Source organism: Promicromonospora sp. MEB111 (assembly GCF_030209445.1).
Taxonomy (GTDB): Bacteria; Actinomycetota; Actinomycetes; order Actinomycetales; family Cellulomonadaceae; genus Promicromonospora.
Map to the genome: position 1 here is coordinate 16,444 of NZ_JARVSD010000028.1, position 13,823 is coordinate 30,266.

8 protein-coding genes are annotated in these 13,823 nt (G+C 77.4%); 6 read left to right on the forward strand and 2 right to left on the reverse strand.

Annotation, left to right across the window (positions count from 1 at the left end; translation table 11 throughout):
* The first annotated feature begins 96 nt into the window (after positions 1 to 96).
* Both QRN56_RS25980 and QRN56_RS25985 read left to right on the forward strand, forming a co-directional pair.
* Complete coding sequence (locus QRN56_RS25980; protein ID WP_285108192.1) at positions 97 to 3,468, forward strand: glycosyltransferase; 3,372 nt, start codon at positions 97 to 99, stop codon at positions 3,466 to 3,468.
* A complete protein-coding gene (locus QRN56_RS25985) occupies positions 3,465 to 5,105 on the forward strand; it encodes a DUF5719 family protein (protein WP_285108193.1) in 1,641 nt (546 codons plus the stop codon). Before QRN56_RS25980 ends, QRN56_RS25985 begins: the two co-directional genes overlap by 4 nt.
* A gap of 24 nt (positions 5,106 to 5,129) precedes the next feature.
* Here the strand turns inward: QRN56_RS25985 and QRN56_RS27680 are convergent, their stop codons facing one another.
* A complete protein-coding gene (locus QRN56_RS27680) occupies positions 5,130 to 5,777 on the reverse strand; it encodes a metallopeptidase family protein (protein WP_350224612.1) in 648 nt (215 codons plus the stop codon).
* A gap of 86 nt (positions 5,778 to 5,863) precedes the next feature.
* Between QRN56_RS27680 and QRN56_RS25995 the strand changes: the two genes are divergently transcribed.
* Positions 5,864 to 7,528, forward strand: a complete 1,665-nt coding sequence (locus QRN56_RS25995; RefSeq protein WP_285108194.1) for a DUF2142 domain-containing protein — start codon at positions 5,864 to 5,866, stop codon at positions 7,526 to 7,528.
* Between the two features lie 1,339 nt (positions 7,529 to 8,867).
* On the opposite strand, the gene QRN56_RS26000 is transcribed toward QRN56_RS25995, so the two are convergent.
* Complete coding sequence (locus QRN56_RS26000) at positions 8,868 to 10,502, reverse strand: glycosyltransferase family 39 protein (protein ID WP_285108196.1); 1,635 nt, start codon at positions 10,500 to 10,502, stop codon at positions 8,868 to 8,870.
* Positions 10,503 to 10,668: 166 nt separating this feature from the next.
* Here QRN56_RS26000 and QRN56_RS26005 point away from each other — a divergent pair, with 166 nt between their 5' ends.
* The 3 genes from QRN56_RS26005 to QRN56_RS26015 are packed head-to-tail and all read left to right on the forward strand — an operon-like array spanning position 10,669 to position 13,816.
* Positions 10,669 to 11,748, forward strand: coding sequence for a glycosyltransferase family 2 protein (locus tag QRN56_RS26005; protein ID WP_285108198.1), 1,080 nt, complete (start codon positions 10,669 to 10,671; stop codon positions 11,746 to 11,748).
* Positions 11,745 to 12,860, forward strand: coding sequence for a glycosyltransferase (locus QRN56_RS26010; RefSeq protein ID WP_285108199.1), 1,116 nt, complete (start codon positions 11,745 to 11,747; stop codon positions 12,858 to 12,860). The genes QRN56_RS26005 and QRN56_RS26010 overlap by 4 nt, the downstream gene beginning before the upstream one ends.
* Positions 12,857 to 13,816 (forward strand): lysylphosphatidylglycerol synthase domain-containing protein, encoded by a 960-nt coding sequence (locus tag QRN56_RS26015; protein ID WP_285108201.1) that lies wholly within the window; start codon positions 12,857 to 12,859, stop codon positions 13,814 to 13,816. The genes QRN56_RS26010 and QRN56_RS26015 overlap by 4 nt, the downstream gene beginning before the upstream one ends.
* Positions 13,817 to 13,823 lie beyond the last annotated feature (7 nt).

Here is a 13,823-nt window from a genome sequence, read left to right on the forward strand (position 1 = left end):
GACTCGGCAGGGGGAGCGCAAGCAGCGCACCGTTCGGCGCCCGACCGGCGCGTCTGCGGCGTGTCGGCACAGACGCGCCGCATGATGTGAGGCGAGATGAGCGCTCCACGTACCGACAGCCTGTCGGCCCCCAGCCCGGACCGGGGCTCCCATGCCGCCCCGGCGGGTCCGGTGTGGGCCAAGGTCCCGGCCCAGCCCTCCGTGCAGCCGCCCGTGGCGGTCACGGTGACCGCCGTCGTGGTGACGCGCGGCAGCAGCCCCTACCTCGCCGCCACGCTCGCCGCGCTGCGTGCTCAGTCGCGCACCCCGGACGACGTGGTGGTGGTCGACGTCGACACCGCCCCCGCGACGTCCGGCCACCAGGACCTGCAGCTCGGCGGCGCCCGGTACGTGGCCGGTGCGGGTGCCCGCACCTTCGGTGAGGCGGTCCAGGCGATGCTCGCCGCGACCGGGGTGCCGGAGCGCGGCTGGCTCTGGTTCCTGCACGACGACTCCGCCCCTGCGCCCGGCGCACTGGCAGCGCTGACGCGGGCGGTGGAGCACTCCCACGCCGTGGCGGTGGCCGGGGCCAAGCAGCGGCACTGGGAGTCGGGACCGGACGGGCTGCCGCTCGACCCGGCCGAGGCCGACCGGGGCGTCCTGGTCGAGGTGGGGCACACCGTGTCGCCCCTCGGCAGGCGCATGACCGGCATCGACGACACCGAGATCGACCAGGGGCAGCACGACTCGCGCGAGGACGTGCTCGCCGTGGGGCTCGCCGGGGCGCTGGTGCGCGCGTCGGTGTGGCGCGAGGTGGGCGGCACCGACCCGGCGTACGGCCAGTTCGGCGACTCGACCGACTTCTGCCGGCGCGTGCGGCTCGCGGGCCACCGCGTCGTCGTGGTGCCGGACGCCGTGGTGCGGCACGCGCAGGTGGCCCTGCACGCGCCCGGCTCGGCCGGCGCGCGCCTCCGCAGCCAGCTCTACCTGCGCCTCACGTCCGTCGCGCCGTGGGCCCTGCCCGTCGTGATGCTCGCGATGGTGGCCTGGGCGCCGTTCGCCGCGAGCTACCGGCTCGCCATGAAGCACCCCGACCGGGCGCGCGACGAGCTGGTCGCGCCGCTGTGGGCGGTGTTCCGGCTGGGTCCGCTGCTGCGCGCCCGACGTCGGATCGCGCGCACCTCGACCGTGCCCCGCAGCGTGCTGCGGCCGCTCCTGGGCACCTGGCGCGAGGTCGCCGCGGAACGGCGCGACAAGCGGCTCGCCCGCGGCGAGGCCCATCGCGTCGACGCCGCGCCGTCGGAGCTGGAGCAGGCCGAGCTGCAGGTCCTGGCCGTGCGGCGCCGGACGGCGCTCGCCGTGGTCGTGGTCGCCGCCGTGGGCCTCGCGGCGGCGCTGTTCGGTCCCGGGCTGGGCGCCCTCGCCTCGGGCGGGCGGCTGGTCGGCGGGGCCCTGCTCCCGGCCGGCGGCACGACGGCGACCACCTGGTCGGCGGCGACGTCCGGCTGGGTGCGCGACGGGCTCGGCACGGCCGCACCGGCCGACCCTCTCCTCCTCGTGCTCTCCGGGCTGTCGGTGCTCGCGGGCGGCACCCTGCAGCACGCGGTGAACGCGCTGCTCCTGCTGGCACTGCCGCTGGCCGCCGTCGGCGCCTGGGCCGCCGCGGGCACGGTGACGCGCTCGGTGTGGCTGCGCACGCTCGCCGCGTTCGCGTGGACCGTCTCCCCGGCATTCCTCGGTGCCCTGGACGGCGGCCTGCTCGGCGGCGTGCTGGTGCACGCCCTGCTGCCCTGGACCGCCGTCGCGCTCGTCCGCGCGGTGGGCGCCCAGGCCGTCGACCGGGTGGCGCACGCCGACGGCGCGCCGGACGCCGCGGACGGCGAGGCCGGCGTCTCTGCGTTCGCCGCACGGGCCGGCAGCGGCTCGCTCGGCGCGGCCGGGGCGGGCGGCCTGCTGCTGGCCTGCGTGGTCGCGGGCGCGCCCGTGCTGCTCCCCGCCGCGGTCCTGGTCCTGGCCGGTGCGATGCTCGTCGCCCCGCACCGGCGGGCGCACCTGGCGCTCGCCCTCGTGCCGGCCCTCGTGGTCGGCGCGCCGCTCTGGTGGACGGCGCTGCGGGACGGCGACCGCGGCCTCCTGACCGCCGAACCCCTTGCGGGATCGGGCGTCCCGGCCCCCGGTACGGCCTCCGGTCTGGAGCTGTTGCTCGGCCTGCCGGCCGCTCCCGGCGCGTGGTTCGACATGCCCGACGGCGGCCCCCTGCTCACCGCCGCCGGCGCCGTGGTCTCGGCGGGGCCGTGGGTGCTCGGCGCGCTGGTGCTCGCGTTGGCGGTGCTCGGGCTGGTGGGCGCGCTCGCCGGGATCGGCCGCTCGGGCGGCACGGTCGCCGCGCGGCACGTCGCGGCCACGTCGCTGGTCGGCTGGCTGGTCGCCGCCGTGGGTCTCGCCGCGGCGGTGCTCGCGCAGGACGACGGCCGCTGGGCCGGCCCCGGGCTGTCCCTGCTGCTCCTCGGCCTCGGCGCCGCGGCGGTCGCGGGCGTCGGTGTGCTCACCGGGCACGGGGCGCCGCTCCGCGGCGTCCTGGGCGCGGCGCGCACGGTCGCCGTCGTCGGCCTGACCGTGGTCGCGGTGCTGCTCCCCGCGACGCAGGCGGTGGTGTGGCTGACCGGCTCCGGCAGCGTCGCGCACGGCGGCCGGTCCGGGATGCTGCACGTGACGACTGACCCGGTGGTGCCCGCCGTCGGGCAGCAGATGCAGGCGCCGCCCCGGCAGGCCCGCGTGCTGCAGGTGGGCTTCTCGACCGACGGCACGGTGCGGTACGCGCTGCTGCGGGCCGACGGCTCGCAGCTCGCCGACGCCTCCGTGGCGCCGCGCGTGGCCGCCCGTCCCGCGGGCGACCGGGCCGCGGACCCGGCGACCGACCCGGCCGCCGCGCTCGACGTGGCCGTCGCCGCGCTGACGTCCGGCGCGACCGAGGGGGTGCCGCAGCAGCTCGCCGACCTGGGGATCGGCGCGGTGCAGGTCCGGTCCGACGCTCCCGCCGTCGGCGACCTCGTGGCCACGCTCGACATGGTGCCCGGCATGAGCCGCGTGACCGAGGGCCAGGCGGTCTCGGTGTGGCGCGTGGCGCCTGCCGAGGAGCCGGCGCCCGGCTGGGCGCGGATCGAGGAGGACGGCGCCACGCGCCAGGTGCTGCCGTCGGGCGGCACGGCCGTGCACACGGAGGTCGCGGCCGGGGGCGCGGACCGCGTCGTCGTGCTGGCGGAGACCGCGGGCCGGGGCTGGCACGCGTCCCTCGACGGACGGCGGCTGGAACCCGTCGCCGCGGACGAGGCGGCCGGGCTGCAGGCCTTCACGCTCGGCCCCGACGCCGGGCACCTCGTGGTCCGCTACGAGGCGCCGCACCGCACGGCCTGGCTCGTGCTGACGACGTTCACGCTGGTGGTCTTCGCCCTGCTGGCACTGCCCGTGGGACGCAGGAGGGGTCGATGAAGCGCAAGAACCTGACGGTCCCGTCCGCGGTCCGGCGGGCCGCGGCCGCGGTGGGCGCCCTGTTGTGCGCGCTGGCGGTCGGTGCCCTCGCCACGACGGGTACGGCCGCCCCGGGCGGCGCCGCCCGCGACGCGGCCCCGGCCGTCGACGACGCGCGTTCCGTCCCCGTGGCGGCCACCGAGACAGGGCTGGTCTGCCCCACGCCGGCGCGGCTGGAGCAGCCCGACGTCGGGGACGACGCGTTCAGCGCGGCCCCCGTCGCGACGACCACGACGCTGACCGCGGCCGTGCTCGACGGGGCCGACGGCGAGCAGCCGGCGGTCACGACGCTCGACGGTGAGCAGGAGGCGGAGCTCACGGGGCCGCTGGAGCAGGGCGCCGACGCGGCCGTGCTCGACGGCAGGTTGCCGGGCGCGCGCGTGCTGCGCCTGACGCCGGGCACGGCGACCTACGCGGCCGCGACCGTCGCGTCCGTGACCACCGAGGGCGACCTGCGCGGCCTGGTCGCCGGACCGTGCGTGGAGCCCGCCGTCGAGCACTGGCTGGTGGGCGGCAGCACCTCCGTGGGGTCGAGCGGGCGCCTGGTGCTGCAGAACCCGGGCCGCACCGCGGCCACCGTGACCCTGCAGGCCTGGGGCGCGTCCGGCCCGGTGGTGCTGGGGAGCCAGTCGCTCGTCGTCGTGCCCCCGGGGGAGCAGGTGGTCACCATGCTGGAGGCCGTCGCGCCCGACCAGAGCCGCCTCGCGCTGCACGTCACCGCCGAGGGCGGCCGGGTGGGCGCCTACGTGCAGCACCACCGGATCGAGGGGCTCGTGCCCGCGGGCGCGGACCTCGTCGTGGGCGGCGGCGCGCCGTCGCGGACGACGGCGGTCTCGGGCGTGACCAGCACGGGCGAGACGGTGGACGACCCGCACGCCCCGCGCCTCGACGTGCTGACGCCGGGTACCCGGGCCGGCACGGCGCGGCTCGCGGTGCTCGGGCCCGACGGCCCGGTCCGGCTGCGCGGCGGCGAGGAGCTGCCGCTCGAACCCGGGCAGGTCACGACCCTGCCGCTGGGCGGCCTGCCCGCGGGGAACTACACGGTGGTGGTCGACGCCGACGTGCCGGTGGTGGCCGGCGCGGCCGTGGACCGCAAGGGCGCCGCCGCGGACGATGCCGTGATCGACGAGGACCCGTACGACCGGGCCTGGCTGGCCGGGCAGGCGGTGGCCGGGCAGAAGACGGGCGCCGAGCAGACGGGCGGGACCGCCGACGGCGCGGTCGCCGTGCCGGAGGACGCCGTGTACGGCGTGACGCTGAGCGGCGTGCCCGACGAGCGCGGCCCCGACGAGATCGAGGACGCGACCGGCAGCACCGAGGTGACGCTGCGCGGCGTCGGGCCGGACGGCGAGGTGGCCTGGACGCACGCGGTCGACGTGCCCGCGGGGCAGACCGTCGAGGTGGGCTGGTCCGAGCTGGAGGACCTCGGCGACGCCGTGGCGCTGGTCGCGGAGCAGCCCGCCGACCAGCCCGAGGTGGTCTGGTCGGTACGGCTGGTCCAGGCCGACGACGCGAGCCTGTTCTCGGTGCTGGCCCCGACGCCGCCGCTCGCGGCGGACGGCGACGTGCGCGTGCGCCGGGTCGACGCCGCGGGCTGACCCTGGGGCCGCCGACCCCGTGACCTAGGAGCGCTCGCCGAAGTTCGGGTCGATCTCCTCGGGCGTGCGGGCCAGCAGGTGCGCCACCTGCTCCACGACCACGTCGCGCACCAGGTCCGCGAGGTCGTCGAGGTCGACGGCCCGTACCTCCACGGGACGGCGATAGACCACCACGCGGCCGGGGCGCCCGGCCTCGGCGGGGAAGAAGCGTCCGAGCAACACGCCGCCGTCCTCCCACGGCGCGGGGTCCGACGGCGGCACGTCCTCCACGGCGAACTCGGTGCCGTGCAGGTGCGTGGCCCAGGTCCGGTCGAGGTCCTCGACGACGTCGAGCACGAGGTCGTCGAACCGCTGCGCGCGGGTGCGGTGCGCGGGGGTGCCCGGCGGGAACATCGGGCCGCGCAGTCCGCGCCCGCGCCGGTCCCGACGCCGCGGCCCCGCATCCTGTCCGGCGCCCTCCCCGGAGGCCTCGCCGGGCGCGCCGGGGCGGGCGGCCGCGAGCCGGAGCAGGTCGGCCTGCGAGGCCTTGGAGATCCCGGTGGGGCCGGGTGAGCCGCTGGTGGAACCGGTACCGGAGGAGCCGTTGCCGGAGGAGCCGCTGGACGAGCTGCCGGCAGGGCCGGAGCCACGGCCCGACCGCCGGTTCCGGCCGCGAGGAGAAAACGGAGGCACCTACTGACGATACGTCGGATCGGGGGTGCGATCGGTCATCGCCACGACGAGGGGCTCACGTCACCTCGCACCCCTATCCTGTGGGCGTGCGCGACGATCCCGCCGAGGCGGCGTACCGCAGAGCCCTGGTGCTGGTCACCGCGCTCGTCGTCCTGGTCGGCGGGCTGTGGGCGGTGCTGACCCCGGCGTTCCGCGCCCCCGACGAGCCGCAGCACGTCAACAGCGTGCTCCGCCTCGCGTACGGCGGCGGCTGGCCGCCCGCCGGCGAGGCGCTGGTGGGTCCCGCCGTCGACGCGGCGCGGGACCAGGCCGCGCTGGACACCGACGTGCCCGGGCGGCACCTCGACCGCGACGGCATCCCCGCGTTCGTCGGCGAGCCGCCCACCCCGGACGCCGAGCGGGGCACGGTGACCGGCGCGAACGCCCTGGCCCACCCGGTGCCGCCGGGCACCAGCACGCGGCACCTCGCGACCTCGGCCGTGGACCAGATGACCCAGCACCCGCCGCTGTACTACGCGGTGGCTGCCGGCGTGCTGCGCGCCACGGGCCTGGCCGAGGCGCGGTGGGACCTCCAGCTCCTGGCGCTGCGGCTCTTCGACGTCGTCCTGCTGGCGCCCCTGCCGCTGCTGGCGGCCGCGGCGGTGCGCCGGCTGTCGCGGTCGCGGGCGGCGGCGCTCGTGGCGGCGTCGTTCACGCTGTTCGTGCCGCAGGTGGGGCACATCCTGGGCAGCGTCACCAACGACGCCCTCGTCACGCTCACCGGCGCGGCGACCGGGTACCTCTGCGTGCGTGTGCTCACCGGCGACCTGCGGCCGCGGACGGCGGCCGCGCTCGGCGCGGCGGTGGGCCTCGGGCTGCTCACCAAGGTGATGGCGGCGTTCGCGCTGCCCGTGGTCGTGGCCGCGTACCTCCTGGCGTCCGGCCCGCGCGTCCGGCGTGCGGCCGGTGCGCTGCTGGCGGGCGGCGCGGCGTTCGTCGTCGGCGGCTGGTGGTGGCTGCGCAACCTGCTGGTGCTGGGCACGGTGCAGCCCGTGGGCATCCCGGACCGGTTCCCCGAGGCGGAGCCCCGGGGTCTCTGGTACTTCCTGCGGACCGTCGTGACCAGCGTGACCAGGTCGTTCTTCGGCAACTTCGGCTGGCTGGAGGTCCGCGTGCCCGACGCCGTCTTCTGGACGGCGGCGGTCGTCGTCGCGGCGCTCTGCGCGCTGGCCGTGCTGCGCGGTCCCGCGCGGCGCGCCACCGCCGTCCTGGTGCTGCAGCCGGTGGCGCTGTGGTGCGGCGTCCTGGTCAACGCCTGGCCCGACTACGCGGCCCACGGCTGGATCTCCGCCGTGCAGGGCCGCTACCTGTTCGCGGGCCTCCTGGCGCTGAGCGCCGGGACGGCGCTGGGCCTGCTCGCCCTGCTCGGTCCGCGCCTGCGCCGCGCCACGCCCTGGGTGGTCGTCGCGGCGGGCCTGGTCTCCGCGGGCGGCCTCGCCTACGGGTTCTGGGGTTTCTACCAGGGCCCGGGGCAGTCCGTGGCCGACGCCGCGGCCCGCTGGGCCGGGTGGAGCCCCCTGACCGGGGCTCAGCTCGTGGCGGTCGGCGTCGTGGTCGTGGCCGGGGCGATCGCCGCGGTGGTGGCCACGGCCCGGTTCGCGCGCGTCGCCCCGGAGTCCCGGACCGCCCGCAGCGCGAGCGTCGACGAGACGGCGACCGCGCCGGCCGCGAGCACGCCCACGACCGCGGCCGGCAGCGGCAGGTCGGCGTAGTAGCCGGGCGGCGCGGGCGTGACGAGCTCGACCGAGAGCCAGACCGCCAGGTCCGCCACCGTCAGGGCGGTCCAGGCGGGGACGAGCAGCCGGGACCGCACCGCCAGGCCCGCCGCGATCGCGAGGCACAGCGGGAGCGAGACCACGAGCAGGTACCGCGGGTAGACGCCGCCGCTGCTGGCGGCATACGTGACCTGCACGGTCACCGAGACCGCGACGGCGGCGACGGGCAGGGCGAGCAGCAGCAGCCGGTCGGTGCGGTGGGCCGGCGCGCCGTCCGGCCCGTCCGGCGGCACGGGGGAGGTGAGGCCCCGGGCGGCCGCCCGGCGGAGACGGGCCGCCGCGACCAGCGCGAGCACCAGGGGCGTCCAGACGAGCAGCCCGGCGGTGACCACCATCGTGGTGAGCGTGAGCGCCGTGTTCGGGGGCAGCCGCCCGGCCCACCAGAACAGGTCGGGCAGGCGGGTCCAGGTCTCCGGGTCGGCGAGCACCGCCCACACGGGACGCTCCTGCCGGTTCTGGTTGGCCAGCGCCCAGTCGAAGTGCGAGCCGGTGACCGTGCCGGTCAGCTCCAGGTTGCGCAGGTAGAACCAGCCGCTCGTGGCCAGCACGGCGCCGGGTCCGGCCAGCGCCAGCGCGCCGACGTGCGCCCACCGGCCCCGGCCCTGCGTGGCCCGCACCGCCCCGGCGGCCAGGGCGAAGCCCGCGACGACGGCGGCGATGAGCGCGGCGGACAGCCGGGTCAGCGCGCACGTCGCCGCGACCAGCGACAGCAGGGCGATCAGCCGGGCGTCGAGCCCGCGCCGGACCGCCGTCGCGGCCAGCCCGAACAGGACGGTGACGGCGGTGGCGGCGAGCAGGTCGTTGTACGCGCTGCCGCCGACGTGCGCCGCGGCGGGCATGGCCCCCGCGAGGAAGGCGACGAGCGGGGGCAGCGGGCTGCCGGGCCGGGTCAGCCGGCGCGCGCTCCACCACGCCGCGAGCACGAGGACGCCGCTGAGCAGCACGTTCACGCCGCGGGCCGCGTACACGGCGGCGACCGGCTGGCCGGCGTCCGCCAGGGGGCCCACGAGCGGGGCGACCAGCAGGTAGTACAGCGGCGGGTGCTGGGCGGTCCACTGCACGGGGGCGAGCCACGCGCCGTCGGGCCGCAGCGCGAGGCCGTCCTCGAAGACGGGCAGCGCGCCGTGCCACACCTGGTAGGCGTAGTCGACGTGCGGGGGCTCGTCGCCGGTCGCGTAGGGCGCGTCGGCGAGGGCGACGGTGAGGGACAGGAGCATCCCGGAGAGCATCGCGACCAGGAGGGCCAGGCGTTCGGCCCGCTCCCCACGCAGCCGGGTCATGCGGCCGGCACCGGGTCGGCGTCGGCCGCGCGCCGCCGGGCGGCGTCGTCCGGCGGCGGGGCGGCGGCGGTCCGCGCGACCGAGACCGCGACGGCCACGGCGAGCGCCGTCCCGGCGGCCGCCACCGCGCCGAGCACCGCGGCGGGGAACGGGTACCAGTGGCCGACGGCGGCCAGCGCGCTGCCGAGCGCGCCGGGGCCGTGCGCGGGCCACCAGTACAGGCGCCACACGTCGTACTGGTAGGCCAGGTGCATGCCCCCGGCGAGCACCAGCAGCGCCGTGGGCACCGCCCGTCGCCACCGGGGTCGCAGGACGGCGGCGCCCGCGAGCGCGACGACCAGCAGTCCGACCAGGCCGGTGTAGAGGTAGCGGCCCTGCTGTGCGGCGCCGAGGTCACCGAACGCGGCGAACTGCTCCCAGGACCCGCGGGCGACGATCCCGGCCAGCGCGGGCACGGGGAACAGCAGCACGAGCGCGTCGAGGCGGGGCACCGGCCGCCGTGCCAGGGCGGCGGCGATCCCGGCGACGACGAGGACGAGCGCCACGCGCGCCGCCCACCAGGACGCGTCGTGCGCGCGGGCGGCGGCGTGGTCCTGGACGAAGAAGAGCGTGACCATGCGCTCGGCGAACCGCCCCAGCCAGGTGAGGCCGCCGTCGGACCAGCCGTGCACGGGGGTGAGGTCGGGCGGGGTGGCGTGGGTGCCGTGCGGCTGGAGCATCCCGTGGACCACCACGTTGCGCACCCACCACGCGATCCCCGGCACGGTGACGACGGCGACCACCAGCAGCGACGTCGCGGCCGACCGGACGCGGCCGCGGTAGCGCCACGCGGCGACGAGGTAGGCCAGGAGGATCCACGCGGGGAACATCAGCGCGAAGCCCTTGGTCAGCAGCGCGAGCGACGAGACGAGCCCGAGCAGCAGGGCCGTGCGGCGGGTGAGGTCGCCCGTGAGCACGCGGGTCACCAGCAGCGTGGCGCACGCGCCGAGGATCACCAGGAGGTTGTCGTTGTTGACGGCGGACTCGAGGTGCGTCAGCTCGGGGACGGCGAGGGGGGCCAGGGCCGCCGCGACCGGCAGGGGTTCGGGGAGGCGCAGCCTGCGCGCCGTCGCGAACAGGAGCAGCGGCAGCGGGAGCGCGAGCAGCGCGTTCCACCAGCGCAGGAGCAGCCAGACCTGGTCCAGCGGGGCGTCCTGCCACCCGGGCACCAGGCCCACGACGCCCGCGCCCAGCAGGTAGTACAGCGGCGGGTGCTGCACGAGCTGGTTGAACACCGGGGCCTCGTGGCCGTCGGGCCCCTGCGCCGTCAGGGCGGCGCCGCCGCCGGCCGCCCGGTACGACGGGCGCTCGCCGCGCGGCGGCACGTCGTCGCGGTCCGCGAGGTGCTGGGGCCCGTCCAGGCTGTCGGCGTCGACGAAGCCGCCCGCCGTCACGCCCTGGGTGACGTACGTGGTGCCCGGGCCGGGCCACGGCCAGGCGTCGCCCTGCCGCACCTGGAGCACGAGGTCCACGTGCTGGCGCTCGTCGGGCGAGCGGACGTTGGGGAAGACCGCGGTCTGGGCGAGCATGACGGCCAGGTGCAGGAGCACGATCAGCCACACGACGCCGGGGACCGCGCGGGGTCTGGACACGCGTGCAGGGTAGCCACGGCAGGTTGCCCCGGCCGGGTGCCCCCGGTCACGGCCGGGTAACAGTCATTCCTCGGCACCCAGTGTTCATGCCCTGGTCATGTGCCGCTCCTACGCTCGTGACGACAGTCACTGCTCCTCGGAACACTGCTCATCGAAAGCACAGGCCATGAAGCTGTTCGTGCAGATTCCCTGCTTGAACGAGGAAGAGACCCTTCCTGACGTGCTTGCCACGATCCCCCGCAGCATCCCGGGGGTCGACGAGATCGAGATCCTGGTCGTCGACGACGGGTCCACGGACAACACCGTGGAAGTCGCGCGCCGCCTCGGCGTGCGCCACTTCGTGCGGCACACGAGGAACATGGGCCTGGCCCGGTCGTTCCGCGACGGCGTGGACTACGCGCTGCGGCACGGCGCGGACGTCGTGGTGAACACCGACGGCGACAACCAGTACCCGCAGGAACGGATCGGCGACCTGGTGCTGCCCGTGGTCCTCGGGAACGCCGACATCGTGATCGCCGACCGGCAGACCGCCACCATCGCGCACTTCTCCCCGCTCAAGAAGCTGCTGCAGCAGGCGGGCAGCGCGGTGGTGAACTTCGCCGCCGGGACCGACCTGCCCGACGCGGCGAGCGGGTTCCGCGCCTACTCGCGCGCGGCGCTGCTGCGGCTCAACGTCGTCACGCAGTTCAGCTACTGCATGGAGACGATCATCCAGGCCGGGCACAAGCGGCTGCGGATCGCGAGCCTGCCGGTCACCACCAACCCGAAGACCCGCGAGTCCCGGCTCTTCACGAGCATGTGGCAGCACATCGCCAAGTCGGCCCAGGCCATCAGTCGGTCCTACGTGATGTTCAAGCCCCACACGGTGTTCGTCACGCTCGGGCTCCTGTTCGCGCTCGGCGCCGCGCTCCCGTTCGGCCGGTACGCGCTGCTCCTCGCCACGGGAACCGCGGGGCAGCACCTCCAGTCGATCGTGCTCGGGGCGACGTCGCTGGTCGGGGCGCTGCTCAGCTTCGCCCTGCTCGTGCTGGCCGACCTCCAGCGCACCAACCGCGTGCTGCTCGAGGAGACGCTGGAGCGACTCAAGGAGGTGCAGTACGGCACGACGGCGGGACCCGCCCTGCCCGGCGCGCCGCAGAACGGCCGGCCCTCGGGCGGCAACCTGCCCGGGCCGGTCGACCGGTCCGCCGGCCCGGCCCGGCCCGTGGGGCCGGGACTCGCGGACGTCCCCGCGGGCGTGCAGTGATCACCTTCGGCACGTACGACGCCGCACGACACCCGCGCACCGCCGTCCTGGTCGCCGGGCTGCGCGCCCACGGGGTCAAGGTCACCGAGCTGAACCGGCCCCTCGGCCTCTCCACCGCCGAACGGGTCCGGATGCTGCAGCAGCCCTGGCGGCTGCCCGTCCTCGCCGCCCGCCTGCTGCGGTGCTGGGCCGCGCTGATCGGCGACGCCGTGCGGCACCGGCGGGCGGAGGGCCGGCCCGAGGCGGTGCTCGTGGGGTACCTGGGCCACTTCGACGTGCTCCTGGCCCGCCTCCTGTTCCCGCGGTCCGTCGTGGTGCTCGACCACCTCGTCTCCGCCGGGGACACCGCCGCCGACCGCGGGGCCGCCGGCCTGCGCGTCCGGCTGCTGACCGGGCTCGACCGGCTGGCCGTCGCGTGCGCCGACGTGGTGGTCACCGACACCGACGAGCACCGGCGGATGCTCCCCGACCCGGACCAGGGCGTGGTCGTGCTGGTCGGCGCCCCGGACGAGTGGCGGACGGCGGGGGAGACCCCGCCGCCGGCGCCGGCGTCCGGACCGGGCGGCGAGCACCACCTGTCCGTCGTCTTCTTCGGGCTGTACACCCCGCTGCAGGGCGCGCCCGTCATCGCCGAGGCGGTGCGCGACGCCGTCGCGGCGGGCGCACCCCTGCGCGTCACGATGGTCGGCGCCGGCCAGGACCTGCCCCGCACCCGCGAGATCCTGGCGGGCACGCCGGGCGTGACCTGGCACGACTGGGTCGAGCCCGGCGAGCTGCCCGCCCTGGTCGCCGCGCACGACGTCTGCCTCGGCATCTTCAGCGACACCCCGAAGGGCCTGCGCGTGGTGCCCAACAAGGTGTACCAGGGCCTCGCGGCCGGCTGCGTCGTGGTCACCTCGGACACCCCGCCGCAGCGCCGCGCGCTCGGGGAGAGCGTCGAGCTGGTCCCGGCGGCCGACGCCGCGGCGCTCGCGGCCGAGCTCGTCGGCCTGGGCGACCCGGCGGCGCTGTCGGCCACCCGGGAGCGGGCCGCGCGCGGCCGCGACCGGATCCGGCCCCAGGTGGTGACCGAGCCGCTGGTGGCCGAGCTGCGGCGCCGGGGCGCGCTGTGACCGGAGGGCCGGGTGCGCTCGCGATGGTCCGCTCGCGCTGGGTGCGGTGGGGCTTTCTCGCCGTCGCCCTGACGCTCGCGCTCTGGTACGTGGTCGCCCACCGCGACGCGCTGGTGCGGGCCGCGGCCGGGCTGTCCGCGGCCGAGGTGGCGGTCGTCGTCGTCCTCGGGGTGGCGTACGTGTGGTGCACGCTGCTGGCGTGGCGCGCGGTCCTGGCCGACCTGGGCTCGCCGCTGCCGCTGCGCGGCGCCGTCGCGGTGTTCGGCACCAGCCAGCTCGGCAAGTACGTGCCGGGCGGGGTGTGGAACGTCGTGGCCGCCGCCGAGGTAGGCGCCGGGCACGGCGTGCCGCGCGCCCGGTCGGCGGCCGCGATGCTGGTGGCCGTCGCGGTCTCGGTCGCCTCGGGCGCGGCGGTGGGCGCGGTGGCACTCCCGCTCCTCTCCGCGGATGCGCTCGGCGTGTGGTCCTGGGTGGTGTGGGCCGCGCCCGCGGTCGTGGTGGTCCTCGCACCGCCCGTGCTGAACCGCCTGATCGCGCTGGCCCTCCGGGTCGCCCGGCGCGGCGCGCCCGAGCGGCCGATGACCTGGGGCGGCCTGGGCCGCGCCGCCGGGTGGTCGGTGGCCGGCTGGCTGGTGGCGGGGCTGCAGCTCTGGGTGCTCTGCCTGGGGCTGGGCCTGCCCCCGACCGCCCGGACGTTCGCCCTGGCGACGGGCGGCTGGGCGCTCGCCTGGACCGCCGGACTCCTGTTCGTGGTCGCGCCGGCGGGTGCGGGCGTGCGGGAGGTGGTGCTCGCGGCGGTGCTCGCCGGGGTGCTGCCGGGGCCTGCCGCAGGGCTCGCGGTGCTCGTCAGCCGGGTGGTCCTGACCCTGGTCGACCTGGCGTTCGCGGGCGCGGGGCTGCTGCTCGCGCGTGCCGCCGGACGAATTGGTGCCGGATCACCGCCGTTACGCCCGTGAATGCCCG

What these genes read in the sequence shown, in the direction of transcription:
- QRN56_RS25980 (WP_285108192.1), top strand. Translation starts at nt 97, where the DNA reads ATGAGCGCTCCACGTACCGACAGCCTGTCGGCCCCCAGCCCGGACCGG.
- QRN56_RS25985 (WP_285108193.1), top strand. Translation starts at nt 3,465, where the DNA reads ATGAAGCGCAAGAACCTGACGGTCCCGTCCGCGGTCCGGCGGGCCGCG.
- QRN56_RS26005 (WP_285108198.1), top strand. Translation starts at nt 10,669, where the DNA reads ATGAAGCTGTTCGTGCAGATTCCCTGCTTGAACGAGGAAGAGACCCTT.